The sequence below is a fragment of the Planococcus donghaensis genome (assembly GCF_001687665.2).
Taxonomy (GTDB): domain Bacteria; phylum Bacillota; class Bacilli; order Bacillales_A; family Planococcaceae; genus Planococcus; species Planococcus donghaensis.
Genome location: NZ_CP016543.2, coordinates 1,712,945 through 1,732,943 on the forward strand (window position 1 = coordinate 1,712,945; position 19,999 = coordinate 1,732,943).

Here is a 19,999-nt window from a genome sequence, read left to right on the forward strand (position 1 = left end):
AAATTGTTTATTCCGGATCTATTACCAATTTCACTTTCCTTGGTTCTGCAAAAACAATTCGTTTATGCCATCTTAAATAAGTTGCATGTTCGGGTGAAACCGGTATTTTCATGCCTTTTTTTAAGCGATAAATTGGATGCTGATCTTCTAAAATCGCACTCGAGATATGAAGACGTCCCCCACCCGTAAAAGCAATATGTCCGGCTGAATACAATGCACTATGATTGGCACAAAGCAATACGCCATTAAAAGGGTCTAATCTTTCCGCATCTGAGCTGTCTTTCCACGGTTTAGCATGTGTAGCTCGTAAGACGTCGCTAATAGCTATCCCGCAAAGTGGGCATTCACCGTTCCAAAGTGGCAGTAAACTTTCTCTGAACTGCTCTTTGCCTCTGCGCATCTTTGTTTTAATTTCAAGTTCCGCTTCCGCGATTAGGCCGAGTAATGGATTGTGCTCGGTTTTTTTTATCACTTCCATCGATAGTTCCAATTGTTCTACTTCTACCGTGAAAATATTTAACGAACTAATCAATTCTAAAAATTTAATCGCCAATTCTTCGTTACATGGATACAAATAACCCGAATTCCCATTAGCATCTTCTTGGAATGCCGAGTATTTCACTGGCAATAACGGTCCGATGTCTTTAAAGGATTCTTTAATCGATAAGGGATTTTCTAATTCCCGGTAAACCGTATAAGCGATAAATGCCTCTTCATTGTCACTTGATGGATCTTCAAGGTTTTTTGGTTTTTTGCCTTTTACGCAATCCTCACGCACACGGCTAATAGCCACTACAAATCCCTTTACATAATGAAAGACAATATCGCCTTTTTTCACTTCTTGCATCCGATTCCACGAATGTGGCACCATACCTGACTTGTCTACTTGAGGCGTCCAAAGAACTCCTGCATGTTGTTCAGCGTGATAAGTCTCTCCTTGCATAACGATAAAACTATTCATAACTGCCTCCTATTAATGGCTATATCTCATTGGTTTGTATGTAGTAAAGCTTATTGTTCTAAAATAATTTACTTTCTCTATTTTAACCCAAATCCACAACTTATGCTTTCGAGATGTTACCCCAACAAAAAACAACCACTTTATCAAGTGGTTGTTCTATCAAACGATTAAGCTTGAATTGCTTTTGCTTCTGTAATTTCAGTAAAAATCGTAACTTGATTTCTGCCGCTCCGCTTAGACTGAAAAAGCGCTTGGTCTGCTTCGCCGATCAGTTGATCTAAGGTTTTATCAGCTGAGTATAAACTAATTCCGAGCGAAACCGTTAAATTGCCTTTTGGTTGTAATTCTTGGCCGTCAAATGGATATTTTTCGATTTCTGTTCGGACTTGTTCAGCAATCTCCAAAGCTCTATGTTCATCAAATGGTTGGGCGATACAAATAATAAACTCTTCTCCCCCATAGCGTGCCACAAAATCAGTTGAGCGCGTATTGTCTTTCATCAATTGTCCAATAGAGCGTAGCACTGCATCTCCTTTTTGGTGACCATGTGCATCATTATAAGATTTAAAATAATCGACATCCAACATGATTATGGCAATGGGTGCTTTTTTAGTAATCAATGTTTGAATTTCATTCTTAAAAAAACGCATATTGGGTAATTGGGTCATTGGATCTTGATTTGAATTAATCTCAAGTTCTTTTCGCAACAAAATGTGATAATTTTCTCCATTCGTCATTAAGCCCATTACCAGAACCGCGATCCCAGCGAAAATAGCCATTGTTAGTATAATGGATAAAGTTGCAGGAGTCGTTACAAGCATTAAAATCGATTTAATCACTTCAAAAACCAAAAGTCCCATCATCATCTTCTTTAAATCGATTAACGAAAAGAATTTATTCGTTTTTTTCTTATTGTGGAACAAACTGCCAATAACGACCGGTAAAAGTATTGCTTGTAAAATTCCCATAATAGCCGTTGGTCCACCTAAATAATAGCGAAAAACGGATGGGAAAATAGAAGATAATAACCCAACTTTCCAGCCCCCGATATATGAGATAAAGTAAAGGGCGACTTCCCGTAAATCGAGTCTCATACCCATATATAAATAAGGTTTATGCATTACAGAAAAAGTCAAAAAACTAACAAATATGATACTCAAAAACACGAGTCGTTTAGATTCTGTTAAATCGGGAAACCAAAATTCTTTCACTTTTAACGCTACATACAATAGCGCAATGATTAATGCCATGTTTTCAAGAAAGAAAAACATCAATGTTGCCATATAACCAACTCCTACAAACCGTTTCTAGTTTTAGTGTACAGTTAATATGTCAAAAAATATAGATAAGATACAATATTATACAAGAATAAATAAATAAAAACTCTTTAACTTGCCACTTTTAGTGACGCATTAAAGAGTTTTATCAGCTAAAGAAGATTACAATAATTTTGACATATAGAGTTCATCGACGTATTTTCCTTCTATATAGAGCGAATCACGTTTTACACCTTCAAGACTAAACCCTAATTTTTCATACAGCGCAATGGCTAGTGTGTTATGTGCCACAACTGTCAATTCAATGCGACGAAGCGCTTTTTCTATCGCCCACTTTTCTACAGCACGTAATAGCTGAGTGCCGGTCCCTTTCCCCCTATTAGCTTGGTGAACTCCTATTACTATATAGACTGAATGCTGTTTGCGTTTTATTTCTTCTCCAATCGCAAATACATACCCTACTAATTCGTTATGTTCTTCTGCGGTAAACACAATCGAGCTATCATTCATCGTAGTTAAGCGACGATTAAGTTGTTGACTTGTGGTGTTTCGTTCTCCTGGTTCGAATAGCATAACATTAGACTCTTCTACATGTTTCATAAGAAATACCAATTTTTCTGCATCATTCGGAACTGCTTTTCTGATCAGCATAAACTTTCTCCTAACATTATGAAATAACTTCCGGATCAATCAGCTGTTCTTTTTCAGCTTTTCTAACAAACAATCCTGTATAAACAAGTACTGTCCCGATCATCAACAAAACACCGATATACACAGACATCATGGTTGGAATAAGAAATGCGCCTATGATAATAGTAGACCGTGCCAATAGATCAGCACCACTAAATGAAACATTGGAAAAAGCAGAATACGATCCTCTCTTGTCTTCTGGAATCATGTTCGCCATTTCTGCATTACGAACAGGAGAGTAAACCAGTTCACCGATCGTGCCGATAAAATTAAACAAAATTAATAAATACCAGCTATTTGCTGATGTGATAGTAATATAGCCAATGCTATAAAGTAGAAGTCCTGTTAACAAGACATGTTGTTTTGCAAAACGATCTGTAAATTTATTGACCATAAACGTTAGACACACAACAAGTAACATGTTTTGAATATTCATCAAACTTAACATGCGCACACCCGCTACTTCAAAACCGCCAATAGTAAATGCTTCAAAGCTCTCAGCTAGTCGAACGCCAATATAACTATTTAAAGAAAATTCAGCGGAAAAGATAAACATAGAACCAATCACGACTTTAACAAAAGGACGATCTTGAAATGCAACTTTGTAGTTTTGCAATAAATCGATTACTACATTGTGATGTTGTTGTTTTAAGCTTTGAACTCGTTCGTCTTTTAACCAAATGTGATAAGCGATCGGCAAACAACTTGCCGTAAAGGTTAATACTGCAAATAACTCAATTTGGTGATTTAAATATAACAGTCCTCCAAGTGCTGCACCAATTGCCATGGATAAATTAACCATCCAATAATCGATAGCGTAAATTGCTTTGCGATTTTCCGGCGTGGTCGAATCGATAATGATAGCATGCATGGCAGGACGCCCAAGGCTGCTTGTGACAATAAACAATACGTAAGCTAATGCAAAAAGACCAATCCATCTATCTGTGGGAATTAAGCTAATCGACATAAGTAAAAACATAAGCGCACTTAGTGAAGACGTCGTGACCAATACTTTTTTTCGAGGAAAACGATCGGATATATAACCGCCTATCATGTTTACAAAAAAACCAATAAACACCGTAATCATTAAAAAAGAACCTGCCCAAATTTTGCTCATCTCTTGCGCAAAAAACAAAGCCATGAATGGCATGACAGCCGACGCGACAGCTCGGTTAAAAAATGATGTGATTAAACGTACTTTAATATTTTGTGGATAGTCTTTCCATTTCATCTTGTCAGCCCCCTTTGTCTTATGTATATTAAACTAGACGGAAAACACTAAAAATAGACAATTTTTATAATTATGTCCACTTTTAAAAGGAGGCTTTATGGAACAAAGTCTTTTAGCTTTATGGCAGGCTGTACCCACTGGAAATATTAAGCAATCTAAATTAGCAGATCAACTCGAATTGAGTAGCAAACAAACCACACGCCTTCTTCGGAAATGGGCAGATGAAGGGTGGCTAACTTTTACTTCTGGTCGCGGCAGAGGCAACGCTTCACATATTCAATGGCATATTAATGTTGAAGAACATTATGAAAAACAAATGATCCAACTGATAGAAGAAAAATCCATCGAGACTGCTAGTAAGTATTTGTTATTTGATTGGTCGCCAGAAGTTAAGCATCGCCTTTTGCATAACTTCCGTTCTAATTTCGGTTACATTCAAAACAATCTTACAAAAAACGATAAATTGCTCATCCCAAGAAAATATCCATTTTTAACACTTCACCCGTTATACGCTTCAGATATTCATAGTGCAAATTTAGTCGCAAATGTATATAGCCGCCTCGTATCAGTAGATGAAAACGGGATTATTACTCCAGAGCTTGCGCATAGTTGGGATGTAACAAGCACTCATCTTCGTTTGTATTTAAGAAAAGAAGTGTATTTTCACGATAATTCTTATTTAACGGCAACGGATGTTGTTAATTGTTTAAATCGTTTACGAAAAGATTCTTCCTATAGCGATTTATGGCAACCAATCGAGTCGATTAGCGCTTGTGGATCTTACATGGTTGAGATTTCTTTTTCAAACGGTTGTAGCTATTGTCTGCAGATGCTTGGCATGATCAATGCCAGTATATATAAAGAAACCCCTCATCAAACAATCGGCTCTGGTAGCTTTTGTATCACAGAAAATAGCGCAAGCAAAACAACTTTACAAGCATTTGGGCACTATTTTCAACATCGGCCACTTGTCGATGTAGTTGAATTTATCCAAGTATCCGGTGACTTTGATGTGGCTTACCGATCTTCTTGTGAGAATGCAGAAGAAACTTTTCAAGTAGAAAGTGATTCAGGATTCGGTGTTGTAATTTTAAACGCGTTTAAAGATTCGCCCATTGGTCAAAAAGAAGTTCGTGATTATGTGCATTACGCGATTGCAAAGCACCGTCATAAAATAGCACATTATCACCCCCGTGCTATAGCCAATCATTACAGCTGCTTAATCGGACAAGAGCAGCGACCAATCACATTGCCCTGTCCGAAACGGCCACATTTAGAACAGCCCTTAATCATTAAAGCAGCAAACTATACTGATGGTGCTACTCGTTGGCTAAAAGAAGCACTTGAAAGTGAAGGGATTTGGGTTGAGATACAATGGATGTCATTTCAAGATAAATTAATCGATACAAAGTCAGATCAAAAAGCTGATCTTTTTGTACACGGTGAAGTGTTTGAAATGAATCAAAACTTCTCATTTTTTTATTTTTTAGCCAATGGCCATTCACCTTTAGCCACTATCATGAAATCTCAACCACTGTTTCACCATTATTTAGCGCAATATGCGGCTACACCATTTGAAGAATGGACAGCGCTAAACTTACAAATGGAACAAGACTTGATCACCTCATCCATCATGCTTCCTCTTTACTATGAAAAACGGCAAATTCCGTTTTCTATCGATGTGATGAACATCACCATTAGCCATTTTGGCTATGTCGATTTCTCTAAGTTATGGGTTCGTCCAGTCAGTATAAACTCATAAAAAAACAAGGCCATCACGAGGATAATGTGATGGCCTTGTTTTTTAGAGAACAGTTAAGTTGACCGTTAAAATAGCATAAAGACTTAAGCTAAGTACATTAAACAGCACTAGGTTCAATTTCAAATCGCCTTTAATGCCAATTAACGCTGCTCCTACCCCTAAAACACTCAACAAGCTTGGCAAATATAAATGAACACTTAACAAAAACTCAAGCGGTCCCTGGAACCATTGAATCGCTGCTAATGCTAGCGGTAGCAAGGTCAGGAGACAAATGCTTGCTGAAATGCACGAAAAGCATTTCTCATTCATAAGAACACCACCTTTAACTGTTCATTCGCATTGCCATGGCACCGACAGTTGAAAACTTTTGTAGCTTGCTGATATAAATTGTGAATCCGTATACACTGGGTTGCTGGGAACTACTCGAAATCTATGCTTAAATACGAAATAACAATGAAAAGTTCTGGCTTTATTTTGTATAATAAGAAAAAGTCTTTCAACCTATATAAATGTCTTATTAAAAGAAAATTCAGTTATTAACTATCACTATTAGACTACAACCATTCCTACAATTTGTAAACACAAAAATACTAATTTAATATTTTTTATGCGCACTTTCTAGAATGACTTTCCAAACTTTTGTAAGTTTTGAACAAAAAAGAACCCTCAAGGGGTTCTAAAGTGATAAGTTGAATTTTTCTAGCAACTCTTTTAAAGCAGGTCTACTATTGCCATCACGTCCAACAACACTTTCTGCTGTGATCAAGGAATTTAACACCGCTTCTTCTGTAGCTTCTCCAACTGCTCTAAAAGCTTCATCAATATCTTCTTCGTGTATTGTTTCGATTGTTAAACCATGTTGCGGTTTGGTATGCGGGATTTTGTTAGCTGTTGAAAACCCGAGAACAATCTCTCCGCTGCCATTGGTAATAATTGAACCTGTTCGTGAAAGCCCGGTTACAGAACGTTTTAAAATCCGATTTAGTTGCCGTTCCGACACCGGTAAATCTGTAGCAACAACAACCATAACTGAACCTTTGTCTTGTTCTTCAAGCGATTGTAAAATTTGTTTTTTAAGTTTTTTGCCGATAGGATTACCCTCAATCGTTAAGTCACTTAACATACCAAAGTTTGATAGTACTAACACTCCTATTGTATAACATGCATGCGCTAGTTCGACCATTCGAGAAGCTGAACCTATTCCCCCTTTAAGTGAATAACACAACATGCCTCTCCCTGCGCCAACTGCTCCTTCTTCAAACTCTATATAAGTTTCGTCAAGCGCACGACGCACATGCTCTTCTTTAACAAAGCGACCTCGTACATCGTTTAAAAACATATCATTGCATTCTCCAACTACTGGATTGACCGTTCCAGTGGTTCTTCCTATATCATTATTTTTTTCCAACATATAATCAATAACGGCATTGGCGGCTGTTCCAACGTTTAATGTATTCGTTAGCACAATAGGTGTCTCAATCACGCCGAGTTCAGCCATTTGTATAGTTCCCATCGTTTTTCCAAAACCGTTTATAACATGACTCGAAGCAATTAATTTCTCATGAAACAAATCTCCTGGATGCGGCTTGATGGCAGTTACACCGGTTTGCATATCGCCTTTACTTAAAGTGACATGTCCCACTGTCACACCTGCCACATCTGTTATTGCATTTAATGGTCCTGTCTGCATCGTGCCGATTGTTACATCGTAATCTCGAATTCGTTTTTGATTTTTCAAATCCCCACTCCTTGTCTGATGTCTTCAAATCCATTATGTAAAAGTTCTTATCTCTATCATACAACTAGCAAACTATTGGATGAAGAGTTTGCTAGTTATTCTGTGAATCAATCAGTTTACCTTACTCTCAATCAACATGGTAAAATCAATTTTAGATTAACAGAAACGGAGGCCACGTTTATCGATACTGTTCTTTTTATAGTTGAAATTTGCATTCTTCTACTAGTCAATTTAGCGGTAAGCGCGGTTGGCTTTGTACCAAGTATTTTAATAACTACTGTAAACATTCAGTTTTTTGGTCTTTACGGCGGTGCTTTTCTAACCTTTGTTGGGGAAATAGTAGGTGCTTTACTTGGGTTTTATTTGTATCGCTTTGGCTTTTCTAAAGTTGATCCAAAATGGTTGCAGCACCGGTTTTGGTTGAAACTCCAACAACAATCTACAAAACAAGTGTTTGGCGTGGTAATTTTGCTTCGACTTCTCCCTTTTATGCCATCAGGACTCGTTACCGCTGGTGCAGCACTAACACGCATAAACGGTAAGATGTTTTGGTTAGCTAGTTCTATTGGCAAAGTTCCAGCTGTCCTGTTAGAATTAGCCGCAGTTTACGGTTTCACACTGCTAGCTCCTAAAAGCGTTCAGTATGCGCTGTTTGGCTTTGTGCTATTAGTATCAGTAATGCTCTGGATAAAGTCGAAAAAGCAGAAAGAAGCCCCTTCAATTCGCTGATTGAAGGGGTTTCTTTCTTTAATATACTTTATCACCATTGAAAATTGAGTTTTTAACAATGACATAATCTACATTCCGAATTGCTAGCAATTGATCTCCACCTGCATACGAAATAGCCGATTGAAGATCTTGTTCCATTTCTACTAACGTATCTTTTAATGACCCTTTGTACTCTACATACATTTTCTTGCCTTCAACGTTTTTCTTTTCACCTTTTTGGAACTCCGAAGCCGATCCAAAATATTCTTTTAACAACTTGCCATCCTGTTCAATCGTTTGACCCGGTGATTCTTCGTGTCCTGCAAAAAGCGATCCAATCATAACCATCGATGCTCCAAAACGTACCGATTTCGCAATGTCGCCGTGGGTACGAATTCCGCCATCCGCAATGATGGGCTTGCTTGCAGCTTTTGCACACCATCGAAGTGCTGCTAATTGCCAACCGCCTGTACCAAAGCCTGTTTTAATCTTTGTAATGCAAACTTTGCCTGGTCCAATACCAACTTTTGTAGCGTCTGCTCCCGCATGCTCAAGTTCACGCACAGCTTCAGGCGTACCTACATTTCCAGCGATCAAAAAGCTGTCTGGCACTAATTTTTTTATATGTTTGATCATGTTGATTACAGCGTTCGAGTGTCCGTGAGCCACATCAATCGTCATATATTCAGGAGTAATTTTTTCATCTGCTAATTGTTGAACAAATTCATATTCTTCTGGTTTTACACCAACGCTAATCGACGCATAGAGCCCACGTTGTTGCATATCTTTTATAAAACCAATTCGTTTTTCAGGTTCGAATCGATGCATAATATAAAAATAATTATTCTCGGCTAAATAGCCTGCAAGCTTTTCGTCCACAATTGTCTGCATATTTGCAGGAACAACCGGCAACTTAAAAGTGCGGCCCCCAAATTCAATTGACGTATCGCATTCTGAACGGCTATTTACTACCGCTTTTGCAGGAACTAGTTGAATATCCTCGTAATCAAATACATTTTCCATTAATTACACCCCTATAACCGAATGATATATTTAAATAGCTTAAAAATGTTCGTCCATATGATAATGTACTTGATTTTGATAGCGATGTCAAAGAACTAAAATAATTTTTCCGTTTAGTTTCAAAATTCACCCGGATATTCTTTACTAAGCTTCTCTACCAAATGCATTCTTACATACGGGTTATACAGCCATTCTTCTAATAATCGTTTATACCCTGCGAGTTTATTGGCAGAATTTACTTGTTCGTATCCCAACAAAATACCTTCTTCGTAATAATAAAACTCACTTGTTTTAGCTATTGTTTCTGCTCTTTGCACTGTTTCGTATGACAACTCTGGGTCAACAAGAAGGTATACTTCTGCTAACAATAATAAATCGTCAACTAGAAATTCTTCCTGGCCCATTTCAATCTTGTTTTTCAGCACATCAACTGCAGCATCAACTTTTTTTTGAGCAAGCATTATGTCTACTAACAACCAGTCAGCCGCATCTATATCATAAATGTCTCCAGATTCTCGAATGTTTTCAACCGTTTTTAAAGCGGAGTTGTAATTTTTCATTTCTACTTGTTGATATCCCAAGTCAACCCAATCTGCTATTTGTTGCTGATTGGCTAATAATTTTCCAAGAAAAATTTCTTCATATTCTTCTATATCCATATTAATCGTTTTTTCTAAGTTTTTATAAAATCCACCAATTGATTGTGACTTTAATAATTCAGGAATAATCTCTTCACCATGCGCATCGACTATCGATTCCACCGCCAAAAAACTTTGTGCATAAGGATCATATGTATCTGTAGCTGCCTGATCATAATCCTCTTGACTATCGAGGTCGTGAAAATCAATTGTCTCTAGATTTTCTAAGTCATACCACATGCTTGATTCACCAGCGAAATATTCAGCAACACCTTCTTCAAACCAGGAAGGAATTCGTGTTATTGACAACAAATGCTGATTGGAAAAAAGATGGCTTTGGTAATGTGAGTATTCGTGTACTAAGATTAGTTCCCAATTCTCATCTGTTGGAACTAAGTGGATTCTTTTATTGCCTAAATCGTAATACCCTGCAACTTCTTCTGAACCATAACCCGATTCTAGTGAAGCATAATTTTCGTGAAACTCGATCGTTAAGCCACCCTCATCTCGAGTACCAAGAGTCGAATTAAACTGCTCTCGTTCTAACTGCAATACCGCATCCATTTTTTCAATCTCATCTTTATTGCTTTCTGGATAAAAGTAAGTCACCCCATTTTTTTCGGTCTTTAACAGAGCCGCTTGGGAAGGAACATCAAATATTCGTGATGCGAACGCCCTAATTTTTTTATCAGCACTTTGACTTTCATCACCCGTTGTATACACCGCAAATGAATTAATAAGGCCAATCGTAGTTACGACAAGTCCCAGTAAGATAGAAAAAGTCATTAAGCCGGCTGCTTCAGTTACAGAAGTAAGTTTCATCAACTCCAACTTTCCTTTTACTACGCCCACAATACTGGCGATAAAAAGAAACGTACAGACCACGAGGAATACCCCTGAAATTACTATTCCTCCAAGCAACCCTTGATTAAACACGAGGAAAAACGCCATATACGAACAGATCACTAGTAAAATAAATTGGTTCAATAACTTTTTCATTGCGGCCTCCGGTAATTTTTCTATATAGGGACTTGGCTTACTTTAGTTAGATAAGCCCCCAATCTTTTCTATATATTAACAGTTATAAAAATGAATAAATAGTCTTACTTTACTGAATTCAATACTATTTTTTTAGACATAAAAAAACTGACCGTATAATGCGGTCAGTTAAATTTCGGAACTTAATACAATTTGACCTTCAGGTAACTCATTTCCTGTTTTAGGTTCAAGTGTAATGGCAATCGTATCCCATTCTTTTGAAGTCGTTTCTAGTTGGTAATAACTTGCACCTTCTCCGTTTGGATTGGGTGAAAATGCACCTGCTGGTATTGGCTTTCCATCTTTGATCAGCCATACTTGGTAAACTTGACTAGCTTCTAATTCAGCTAATTGATCTGCTTGGACAACTAGATTTAACAATCCTTCTTCTTCAATCATCGCTGCTGTTGCAGTGCCTGTAAATGCTTCGTTTGGCTGAAGTTCAATAGATTGAATAGCAGTTTCAGTTCCTGCAGGTTGATCTGACAGCTGGTAAAAGGCATAGCCGTTACCTAAGAGTGACATTAACAACACAGCTGCAAGAAGCGGTTTCCAAACATTTTCTTTACGTCTCTTTTTATGGATAGGTATTGGAGACATTGCTGGTTTCAATGCTTTGGGCTGGTCGTTTTGTTCTACTGTTTCATCAAATACATTCGATAAAATACGTGCTTTCATATCTGTTGGTGGTTCCACCGGATCTGCAAGATAAGGGAGCTGACCAGTTGCTTCTACTATTTCCTGGCATTCCGAGCACGTCATTAAATGTTGCTCAAATTCCTTGTTTTCTTTTTCTGATAATGTTCCATTCAAGTAATCTACTAAATAATCACAATCTATATTAGTCATCGTAAGCCCCCCTTTCCTGCAACCCATGCAGTGATATTTTTAATTTTTTTAACGCTAATCGTATTCGACTCTTAACAGTTCCCAGTGGAATATCACACATATCTGCGATTGTTTCATGTGTATGTCCTTTAAAGTAAAACAAATCAATCATTTTTTGTTGTTCTGCAGATAAATGCTGAACGGCCATTTCAATCTGCGTTTTCTTTTCTTGCCAAACTACTTGTTCTACCACTGGCTCATCATTGCTGACCATTTGACTGGCCTCTTCAATCGGTACAGTAGGCTTTTTTTGTTTTCGGATCAAATCGATGGCTGTATTTTGCGCCATTCGGAATAGCCACGAAGAAAATTTTCCTTTGCTTTCGTCGTAAACCCCTTTACCACGCCAAATCTTGATAAACACTTCTTGTAATACCTCTTCAGCCAATCCTCGATCTTCGAGCATTTTATAAAGAAAAGAGAAAAGGATTTTTTCGTAGCGGTCGTATAATTCTTCAAGTGCGGCTTTATCTTGTTCACTAACGCGCAAATACAAACTTGTATCGGTACTCTTTTCCATCCCCTGTCTCCTTTTTTACTTATTTCGTATTACTACCTTACTATACTTCCCGCTACAGGAAAATCTTTTCTTTTCCATAGTCTCTTTTATAAAAAAAGTTCAAGAAATATTTTACCCTTTTTTTATTTCTCTTACTTATAATACGTAAGAAACGGGGAATTAGTTCACTTTTTATCTAAATCCGACGATATTTTCTAAAGCAAGCTAGTTTATTAAAATTTTTTAGGATGAATTCTATTCCCATTCTTATAGTCTGATTTTTCACAAATATAGAACCAATAGCCATTGGACTATTGGTTCTTGTTCAAGCTATTCGATTAAAATTTGATGGCCATCGTCTTTGTTTTTATCCTCTTTTGATTTAGGAACTTTCAACATTAATACCCCGTCATTGAATGAACCAGATATCTCACTTTGTTCCACTTCACCAATGTAGAAACTACGTTTGAAAGAACCATAGGAACGTTCTTTTCGAATGTAATGGCCATCGTTTTCTGTTACTTCTTTATTTTCTTCTTTTTTACCTTGTAGTTGTAGATAACCATTTTTGTATTCTACGGAAATGTCTTCTTTTTTAAATCCAGGCACATCAACTTCCACTTTATAATGATCATCAGCGTCTTTAATGTCTACTTGTGGGTAATTTGCTTCTTTAAAAAATCGATCAAACATATCCAATTCAAAGTTGTTTTCAAAAAGGCTCGGGAAAAAATCTTCTTGTCTTCTTGGCAAAAGTCTCATTTTAAAGCTCTCCTTTCAAGTATTTGCTAGACAAAATCTCCCTGAACTTCCCTACAACTATTTTGCTTTAACTACAACAATGAACTTTCCAGTAAATCATGCACCCCTTTCTTACTAGCTATTTTTTCCCCTTTTTTATAATGCTCTATTCATTAATAATTATAAAAAATAAGGTTTTATTGTCAAATGAAAAAGATTGAATTTGCTGTTAATTCAATAAAATTATTTACTTCTTTAGTAAAGCTCTATGTTCATTTCAGCCCGGATTACAACATTCAATTGTTAAAAACAGTCCGCCGTAATAAGGCGTCACTTTCTCAATAATTAAACCTGATTGTTTTAACGTATGAAGAGTATTTCTATTCAAATGACAGCCATCACATACTTTTTTCCATACGGGTGTCAGTGCATCTTGCGTTTTCCCCACCATTTTTTGATCCACTTTCACATGTTCAAACAGTAGAATTTTAGCTCCGGGTTTACTAGTACGCCGAATTTCTTCTAGAGCTTTCTCTGGCTCTGGGATTGTACAAAACACCAACGTTGCTACAACGGTGTCAAAACTATCGTTTGGAAATGAAAGTTGTTCCGCCTTTTCCTGATACGTATAAATAGTTGTTCTTGATTTTTTGATTCTTTTTTTTGCATGTTTACTCATTTCTGGGTTTGGTTCGATTGCATCTACTCGTTCTACATTCGTGTAATAGCGAAAGTTTGCTCCTGTTCCGTAACCAATTTCCAAAACCCGCCCTTCGGCTTTTCGAACAAGATTTGCTCGAATTTTTTCAAAACGTGTTTTTTCCAATGGTTTCATCGCTATATCATATAATGAAGAAAACAATTTAGTCACTCGAATTCAACCTCCAATTATTCGCTATTGGGCGAACTAAATTATAGTAGTTAAAATAACCGACAACCTCAATTATGAGGTTGTCGGTTTAACTGTTTATTTTTTTGTGTCATTAACAAATGGTCCGTATTCGCTGCGACCATGTTGAACAGATAACCATTTTAAGGTTGTGAATTCTTCTAATACCCATTCTCCGTTAAAGCGGCCTAAACCTGAATCTTTTTCGCCACCAAACGGCATATGTGCTTCATCGTTTACTGGCTGATCGTTAACGTGAATCATACCTGTATGAATTTGATGTGCGATATTTGTGCCGCGTTCAATATTTCCAGAATGAACTGCGCCACTTAACCCAAATGGATAAGCATTTGCCATTTCAATCACTTCTTCATCACTATCAAATGGGATCAAAATTGCTACTGGGCCGAAAATTTCATTTTTCGCAAGTGGCATATCGTTCGTCACGTCAGTTAATACAGTAGGTTCTAAAACATTGCCATCGGCCTTACCTCCGAGACGCAATTTAGCACCTTGTTCGACAGTTTCATCAATGTCTTTAAGAATCCGATCTACTTGATCACGGTTGATTAAGGGACCGACTTGAGCGCCTTCTTCAGTAGGATTACCGAATTTCAGTCTTCCCGCTCGAGCGATAAATTGCTCTGCAAATTCTTCATATAAATCACGGTGTACAAAAATACGGTTAATAGACATACAAATTTGACCTTGATGATAAAACTTGCCGAATAAGGCAGAATCTACCGCTTGGTCAACATTAGCATCGTCTAACACGATAAAATTATTGTTCCCACCAAGCTCTAACGCCGTTTTCTTTAATGCGCCTCCAGCCAACTCTCCAATGTGCTTTCCTACTGGTGTAGAACCCGTAAAGGAAATCAATCGAGGAATTGGGTGGGTTACAATGTCGTCACCTATTTCTGATCCACGTCCAACTACAACATTTAATAAGCCTTTCGGCAATCCAGCTGCTTCAAAAATGCTTGCAAATAATAATCCACCCGTTACAGGTGTATCTGTTGCCGGTTTGATAACAACGGCATTACCTGTTGCGATTGCAGGGGCAATCGAACGAATTGCCAAATGGAACGGAAAATTCCAAGGACTAATAATGCCGATAACACCAATCGAATTACGATACACACGATTTTCTTTACCCGCTTGTCGAGAAGGAAGAATTTTGCCTTCCATTCGGAAAGGGAAAGTTGTTGCTTCTTTAAGAATATTAACCGATACGCCAAATTCAGCGGTTGCTTTAAACACTGTGCTACCCGCTTCTTTAACAAGCCAATCGATAATCAATTCTTTGTTTTCTTGCATGACATCTAGTGCTTTTTCCAATACTTCTTGTTTCTTTTGTGGCAATTCTTTCGACCATGCTACTTGTGCTTTTGCTGCTGCTTTATAAGCTTTATCTAAATCGCTTTTATCAGCAGCTTGCGTTGTAACTAGCTCTTCTCCTGTGAATGGATTGGTATTTTTCATCTGGCTATCACTAGATCCCGTAGTCCATTCACCATCTATATAAATTTTCGAATAATCGGTTTTCATCTAATCGACTCCATTCTTCATAGTTTAAGGTTGTTGTCTTGGACGAATTAAAATCTCATTAACATCTACGTACGATGGCTGCTCTACTGCATATGAAATTGCATTCGCAATATCTTGAGCTTGAAGCATCGTCATCTTGCCGCCTTCTTTAAAGCTATTTAATACATCTTCATCGGTAATGGTATTTGTCAGTTCTGTCTCTACTGCTCCTGGGGACACAATGGTCACGCGGATTTCGTTTGCTGGGTCAATTTCTTGACGCAAGCCTTCCGAAATGGCACGAACTGCATATTTTGTACCACTGTATACAGCACTTCCTTTAAAGACTTGGTGACCTGCTACCGAAGATACGTTAAGAATATGACCAAATTTCTGCTTTTCCATTATTGGTAAAACAGCAGCGATTCCATAAAGAACCCCTTTTATATTCACATCAACCATCTGATCCCATTCATCTATTTTTAACTTATTCATAAATGACAATGGCATTAAACCTGCATTATTTACTAAAACATCAATACTACCGTTTTTTTCTAATGCTGCTTCTGCAAGAGACTTCATTTCATCTGCAGACGTTACATCCGTCACTTTGTATTGTGCTGAACCGCCAGCATCTTCGATTTCTTTTTTCAGTTCCACTAAACGGTCTTGTCGTCTTGCAGCTAGCACGACGTGATACCCTTTTGCAGCTAGCTCTTTTGCTGTGGCTTGGCCAATTCCACTACTGGCTCCCGTAATAATTGCTGTTTTTGTCATTCAAGCTCCACTCCATTTCAATTTTTTAGGTATGTGATCCAAAATGGATCCATTTATTAAATACGTCTTACCTATTTACCCAGTACCTTGTTGATTAAACAATAGAGTGAAAATGTGCATTTTTCTCAAGTTTTCTTATGTTATAATTTATATAAAATGGAGGTGTTTTAGATGCGGAAAATTTCACCTGAAGAGCGTCAAATTATGCGGCGATCTTATGCAGAAAAAATAATGGATACTGTGCGTAAAAAAGGATTTATCTCATTAACAATTCAAGATTTGGCACGTTTAATGGGTATTAGCCGTGCATCGCTGTATAATTTTTTCGCATCTAAAGAAGACATCATCCAAGAAGTAACGGAAATTTATATTGACTATTTAACAAGATCTAATGAATTTATAAACAATCCACGCTATCCATACATTCGGCGTTTGCCAGCTGTATTTGAACAATCCGTTTTCTCAACTGTGTATGCTTCAGAAATTTATTTGAATGAGTTAAAAATAACCTGTCCAATTTATTACGAAAAACAAATACATGTAGTAAATGAGCGATTAGCCATCCTTTATTCATTTTATGAAAATGGCATAAGTGATGGTGATTTCAACCCCCTCCATCCATCTTTAATTATTGAGCAAGATGAAGCTGCTTTGCATAAGATTCTAAATTCCTCATTTTTGATTGATCAGGGAATTACCCTAGAAGACGCGATGTATGGCTATTATGAAATGATGAAATATCGGAGTTTTACGCCTACTGCTTTAATACCAGGAAAAGATGAATATATAGATAAAGCGGTGAAAGTTATTATGAACCAATTAGGTAAAAGCAGCGACCTCCTCACACCCGCTGATAATTAAAAAACTAGTTTTCTAACTAAAATCTCAACTTAACAACACCTATTAAAAAACGTTGTCGCAATACACGACAACGTTTTTTATCAAATGTGAGTATAAAAGTTTGGTTTTTTCAATAGATGGGAATAGAATTGAAAAAGAATAGAGATTACACCAATCTTTAAAATAATAGTTTAATAATTCTGACAAAAAGAATATACTAGAATACAACCCCGAGAAAAGGAGATGGTCAAAATGAACCTAGATTCAATAAGAGGCTCGAGCATGATTGTAAAGATGGCACGTGCATTAGTGGAGGACGGTTGGTTGTTTACCCCTAATGAATTCGACGTCATCGTAAAAGCGGAACATAAGGAAACAGGCGAAGCCATCTCTTTTAACTCTATCGGCAACTTAAAAAGATGGATGTATGAAAAAGCACTTAGTTATTAAATCGAATGAACAGTAAAAATCCTCGTTTGCCTAATAGGCAAACGAGGATTTTTACTGCTTTACAACATTTCCGACTTCTTACATAACTCTGCTTTAATGCCCTGCTTTTTCAGATTTTCTACGATTTCTTTAGCTGTTTGGATTTTTCCGATTGTACCACATATGGTTCCACTCATCTTCATCATCCTCCAGAAACTTTTATAGTCACAGTATACAGAGTAAATGTGAACAAACTATTACCAAATCGAATTATCTGAAAAAGATTGGCTTTAATTAAAGCAGGTCGATGTCGTTCTTAAAAAAATATACTAGACTCAACCTACATCGCTAAACAAATCCATTATCTCTTCTTCCGTCCGAGCATTGAGGATCTTCTCAATATTTTCTTCATCGGAGCAAACGATTGCGATATTCGAAAGAATGTCTAAGTGTTCATTGTTTTTGCCCGCAATGCCGATTAAAATTTTTGCTATGTTGCCTCCACCAAAGTCAACCCCTTCTGGTACTGTGACAACTGATATACCTGTCTGCAATACATTAGCTTTAGCGTCTTCTGTACCATGTGGAATTGCTAAGCTGTTCCCCATAAAAGTTGAGGCCATTTCTTCTCGTTCGAGCATCTTATCAATATAGCCTGCATCTACATAACCATTAGCTACTAAGATTCCCCCTGTAAATCGAATGCCTTCTTCCATTGTAGCGATTGAAACATTTAATTTAATGTTTTCACGGTCTAAGACTGCTTTTGCCAATTTGATCCCCCCTCTTAAAAATTTCTCGTTTCAGCATTTATTTTTTTAGACGCTGTGTCAATTTATCGTATTCCGGACTATTCATGAAATTTTCTACTGAAATATGTTCTGCTTGTGGCAGTTTTTCTTTTGCCCGTGGAGTTAAATCTTTGTGAGTGACTACAATATCAGCGTCTTCCGGTAACTGACTTATAGCGGTATTGGTAACCGGAATATCAATATTTTCTTTTTTAAATTTGTTTTTCAGTATGGATGCTCCCATAGCACTTGAACCCATTCCCGCATCACAAGCGAAAACGACACGACGCACATCTTCAGTGGCTTTCACACCAGGAGTTGATGTTACTGCTCCTGCTTCGTGCAACACATCACCATCAGAAGTAGTTGCCGCCCCTGGAGTTAAAAATTCACTAGCAGAGCTTTTTTTACCTTTCATTTCTTCCATTTTGCCAGTTGCTACTGTTAAATCTTCTTCGACGTCTTTTGTTGTTTTTAAAATAATCGATGCAATGGTGAAAGAAACAGCTGCAGCAACTGCAACGCCAAGAACCACGCCTACATAGTTTCCTTGTGGGGTTAGCGCGAGCAAGGCAAAAATACTACCAGGAGCTGGTGTTGCAACTAGTCCTGCATCAAGTAAAACGAAAGTGAACACTCCACTCATCCCACCACCGATAACCGCTAATACTAATAACGGTTTCATCAAAACGAACGGGAAGTAAATTTCATGAATACCACCGAGAAATTGAATGATGATTGCACCCGGTGCAGAGCTTTTAGAAATACCTTTACCAAAAACAGTAAAGGCTAATAAAATCCCTAGCCCAGGTCCAGGATTTGTTTCCAGCAAGAACAAAATGGATTTTCCAGCAGTTGCTGCTTGCTCTACACCAAGCGGGCTTAAAAATCCATGGTTAATCGCATTATTAAGGAACAGTATTTTTGCTGGTTCGATAACAATACTGGCTAACGGTAATAGTCCATTATTGACTGTGAATTCTACTCCATTTGCTAAGCTGTTGACCAACGAATTTACAATGGGACCAATACCAAGAACTGCAATACCGGCCAATGTTGCGCCTAATATCCCAGCAGAAAAAGTGTTATAAAGCATTTCAAATCCAGCACGTATTTTATCTAAAAAGAGCTGGTCAATTTTTTTCATAAGATATCCAGCGAGAGGTCCCATAATCATGGCACCGAGGAACATAGGAATATCAGATCCAACGATGACCCCCATTGTAGCCGTTGCTCCAAGAACACCGCCACGAAAATCATAAACAAGTCGTCCACCGGTAAAACCGATTAGTAATGGTAGTAGATAAATAATCATCGGCCCAACAAGTGCAGCGAGCGGTTCGTAAGGCAACCAACCAGCAGGAATAAATAGTGCAGTGATAAGACCCCAGGCAATAAATGCGCCAATGTTTGGCATGATCATGCCACTTAAATGACTTCCAAATCGTTGAATTCGTGCACGATTTCTACCTTCAGCCATATAAATCCCTCTTTTCCAAAATTTATTATATGGAACAATAAGACAAGTACAGAGGTTTCTTATTCAAAC

The 19,999-nt window shown here is 37.5% G+C and carries 20 protein-coding genes; 4 read left to right on the top strand and 16 right to left on the bottom strand.

All coding sequences use genetic code 11. The annotated features are described in order from the left end of the window. Positions 1-7 precede the first annotated feature (7 nt). The 4 genes from BCM40_RS08595 to BCM40_RS08610 all read right to left on the bottom strand — a co-directional run bounded on the left by BCM40_RS08595 (position 8) and on the right by BCM40_RS08610 (position 4,159). Positions 8-961 (bottom strand): HNH endonuclease, encoded by a 954-nt coding sequence (locus BCM40_RS08595; protein ID WP_065526282.1) that lies wholly within the window; start codon positions 959-961, stop codon positions 8-10. Positions 962-1,128: 167 nt separating this feature from the next. Further along, positions 1,129-2,244 (bottom strand): GGDEF domain-containing protein, encoded by a 1,116-nt coding sequence (locus BCM40_RS08600; RefSeq protein WP_065526281.1) that lies wholly within the window; start codon positions 2,242-2,244, stop codon positions 1,129-1,131. Between the two features lie 156 nt (positions 2,245-2,400). Further along, positions 2,401-2,889 (bottom strand): GNAT family N-acetyltransferase, encoded by a 489-nt coding sequence (locus BCM40_RS08605; protein WP_065526280.1) that lies wholly within the window; start codon positions 2,887-2,889, stop codon positions 2,401-2,403. Positions 2,890-2,905: 16 nt separating this feature from the next. After that, positions 2,906-4,159, bottom strand: coding sequence for an MDR family MFS transporter (locus tag BCM40_RS08610; RefSeq protein WP_065526279.1), 1,254 nt, complete (start codon positions 4,157-4,159; stop codon positions 2,906-2,908). Between the two features lie 97 nt (positions 4,160-4,256). Between BCM40_RS08610 and BCM40_RS08615 the strand changes: the two genes are divergently transcribed. Continuing rightward, positions 4,257-5,921, top strand: a complete 1,665-nt coding sequence (locus tag BCM40_RS08615) for an ABC transporter substrate-binding protein (RefSeq protein ID WP_065526278.1) — start codon at positions 4,257-4,259, stop codon at positions 5,919-5,921. A 42-nt stretch (positions 5,922-5,963) separates the two neighbouring features. On the opposite strand, the gene BCM40_RS08620 is transcribed toward BCM40_RS08615, so the two are convergent. Further along, on the bottom strand, positions 5,964-6,230 hold the full coding sequence (locus BCM40_RS08620) for a hypothetical protein (RefSeq protein WP_065526277.1): 267 nt from the start codon (positions 6,228-6,230) through the stop codon (positions 5,964-5,966). Between the two features lie 367 nt (positions 6,231-6,597). Next, positions 6,598-7,659 carry a DmpA family aminopeptidase gene (locus tag BCM40_RS08625; RefSeq protein WP_065526276.1) on the bottom strand — a complete coding sequence of 354 codons (1,062 nt, stop codon included), beginning with the start codon at positions 7,657-7,659 and terminating at the stop codon, positions 6,598-6,600. A gap of 75 nt (positions 7,660-7,734) precedes the next feature. Between BCM40_RS08625 and BCM40_RS08630 the strand changes: the two genes are divergently transcribed. Next, the gene (locus BCM40_RS08630) at positions 7,735-8,388 is read left to right on the top strand and encodes a TVP38/TMEM64 family protein (protein WP_238323713.1); all 654 of its coding nucleotides are present in this window, start codon (positions 7,735-7,737) and stop codon (positions 8,386-8,388) included. An 18-nt stretch (positions 8,389-8,406) separates the two neighbouring features. Here BCM40_RS08630 and guaC read toward each other — a convergent pair whose 3' ends face one another. The 8 genes from guaC to BCM40_RS08670 all read right to left on the bottom strand — a co-directional run bounded on the left by guaC (position 8,407) and on the right by BCM40_RS08670 (position 16,390). Beyond that, entirely contained in the window at positions 8,407-9,390 is a 984-nt protein-coding gene (guaC, locus tag BCM40_RS08635) for a GMP reductase (RefSeq protein WP_065526275.1), read from the bottom strand. Positions 9,391-9,509: 119 nt separating this feature from the next. Next, a complete protein-coding gene (locus BCM40_RS08640) occupies positions 9,510-11,027 on the bottom strand; it encodes a gluzincin family metallopeptidase (RefSeq protein ID WP_065526274.1) in 1,518 nt (505 codons plus the stop codon). Positions 11,028-11,195: 168 nt separating this feature from the next. Then, positions 11,196-11,915, bottom strand: a complete 720-nt coding sequence (locus BCM40_RS08645; protein WP_065526273.1) for an anti-sigma factor — start codon at positions 11,913-11,915, stop codon at positions 11,196-11,198. Further along, the gene (locus tag BCM40_RS08650) at positions 11,908-12,474 is read right to left on the bottom strand and encodes an RNA polymerase sigma factor (RefSeq protein ID WP_065526272.1); all 567 of its coding nucleotides are present in this window, start codon (positions 12,472-12,474) and stop codon (positions 11,908-11,910) included. Before BCM40_RS08650 ends, BCM40_RS08645 begins: the two co-directional genes overlap by 8 nt. 309 nt (positions 12,475-12,783) lie before the next feature. Continuing rightward, entirely contained in the window at positions 12,784-13,215 is a 432-nt protein-coding gene (locus BCM40_RS08655; RefSeq protein ID WP_065526271.1) for an Hsp20/alpha crystallin family protein, read from the bottom strand. Positions 13,216-13,471: 256 nt separating this feature from the next. Continuing rightward, on the bottom strand, positions 13,472-14,065 hold the full coding sequence (locus BCM40_RS08660) for a class I SAM-dependent methyltransferase (protein ID WP_065526270.1): 594 nt from the start codon (positions 14,063-14,065) through the stop codon (positions 13,472-13,474). 96 nt (positions 14,066-14,161) lie between these two features. Further along, entirely contained in the window at positions 14,162-15,634 is a 1,473-nt protein-coding gene (locus BCM40_RS08665; protein WP_065526269.1) for an aldehyde dehydrogenase family protein, read from the bottom strand. Between the two features lie 24 nt (positions 15,635-15,658). Next, positions 15,659-16,390 carry an SDR family oxidoreductase gene (locus BCM40_RS08670; RefSeq protein ID WP_065526268.1) on the bottom strand — a complete coding sequence of 244 codons (732 nt, stop codon included), beginning with the start codon at positions 16,388-16,390 and terminating at the stop codon, positions 15,659-15,661. A 171-nt stretch (positions 16,391-16,561) separates the two neighbouring features. On the opposite strand from BCM40_RS08670, the gene BCM40_RS08675 reads away from it, so the two are divergent. After that, positions 16,562-17,251, top strand: a complete 690-nt coding sequence (locus BCM40_RS08675) for a TetR/AcrR family transcriptional regulator (RefSeq protein ID WP_065526267.1) — start codon at positions 16,562-16,564, stop codon at positions 17,249-17,251. A 261-nt stretch (positions 17,252-17,512) separates the two neighbouring features. Beyond that, positions 17,513-17,680, top strand: a complete 168-nt coding sequence (locus BCM40_RS16485; RefSeq protein WP_008429691.1) for a hypothetical protein — start codon at positions 17,513-17,515, stop codon at positions 17,678-17,680. A gap of 314 nt (positions 17,681-17,994) precedes the next feature. On the opposite strand, the gene BCM40_RS08680 is transcribed toward BCM40_RS16485, so the two are convergent. After that, the gene (locus BCM40_RS08680; RefSeq protein WP_065526266.1) at positions 17,995-18,432 is read right to left on the bottom strand and encodes a PTS mannitol transporter subunit IIA; all 438 of its coding nucleotides are present in this window, start codon (positions 18,430-18,432) and stop codon (positions 17,995-17,997) included. Between the two features lie 37 nt (positions 18,433-18,469). Further along, positions 18,470-19,930: a PTS mannitol transporter subunit IIBC gene (locus tag BCM40_RS08685; protein ID WP_065526265.1), complete on the bottom strand. Its 1,461-nt coding sequence runs from the start codon at positions 19,928-19,930 to the stop codon at positions 18,470-18,472. Positions 19,931-19,999 lie beyond the last annotated feature (69 nt).

Coding starts and splice junctions, on each gene's coding strand:
- BCM40_RS08645 (WP_065526273.1), bottom strand. CDS start 11,915: ATGACTAATATAGATTGTGATTATTTAGTAGATTACTTGAATGGAACA.
- BCM40_RS08655 (WP_065526271.1), bottom strand. CDS start 13,215: ATGAGACTTTTGCCAAGAAGACAAGAAGATTTTTTCCCGAGCCTTTTT.
- BCM40_RS08670 (WP_065526268.1), bottom strand. CDS start 16,390: ATGACAAAAACAGCAATTATTACGGGAGCCAGTAGTGGAATTGGCCAA.
- guaC (WP_065526275.1), bottom strand. CDS start 9,390: ATGGAAAATGTATTTGATTACGAGGATATTCAACTAGTTCCTGCAAAA.
- BCM40_RS08610 (WP_065526279.1), bottom strand. CDS start 4,159: ATGAAATGGAAAGACTATCCACAAAATATTAAAGTACGTTTAATCACA.
- BCM40_RS08685 (WP_065526265.1), bottom strand. CDS start 19,930: ATGGCTGAAGGTAGAAATCGTGCACGAATTCAACGATTTGGAAGTCAT.
- BCM40_RS08595 (WP_065526282.1), bottom strand. CDS start 961: ATGAATAGTTTTATCGTTATGCAAGGAGAGACTTATCACGCTGAACAA.
- BCM40_RS16485 (WP_008429691.1), top strand. CDS start 17,513: ATGATTGTAAAGATGGCACGTGCATTAGTGGAGGACGGTTGGTTGTTT.
- BCM40_RS08675 (WP_065526267.1), top strand. CDS start 16,562: ATGCGGAAAATTTCACCTGAAGAGCGTCAAATTATGCGGCGATCTTAT.
- BCM40_RS08600 (WP_065526281.1), bottom strand. CDS start 2,244: ATGGCAACATTGATGTTTTTCTTTCTTGAAAACATGGCATTAATCATT.
- BCM40_RS08650 (WP_065526272.1), bottom strand. CDS start 12,474: ATGGAAAAGAGTACCGATACAAGTTTGTATTTGCGCGTTAGTGAACAA.
- BCM40_RS08665 (WP_065526269.1), bottom strand. CDS start 15,634: ATGAAAACCGATTATTCGAAAATTTATATAGATGGTGAATGGACTACG.
- BCM40_RS08640 (WP_065526274.1), bottom strand. CDS start 11,027: ATGAAAAAGTTATTGAACCAATTTATTTTACTAGTGATCTGTTCGTAT.
- BCM40_RS08615 (WP_065526278.1), top strand. CDS start 4,257: ATGGAACAAAGTCTTTTAGCTTTATGGCAGGCTGTACCCACTGGAAAT.
- BCM40_RS08620 (WP_065526277.1), bottom strand. CDS start 6,230: ATGAATGAGAAATGCTTTTCGTGCATTTCAGCAAGCATTTGTCTCCTG.
- BCM40_RS08605 (WP_065526280.1), bottom strand. CDS start 2,889: ATGCTGATCAGAAAAGCAGTTCCGAATGATGCAGAAAAATTGGTATTT.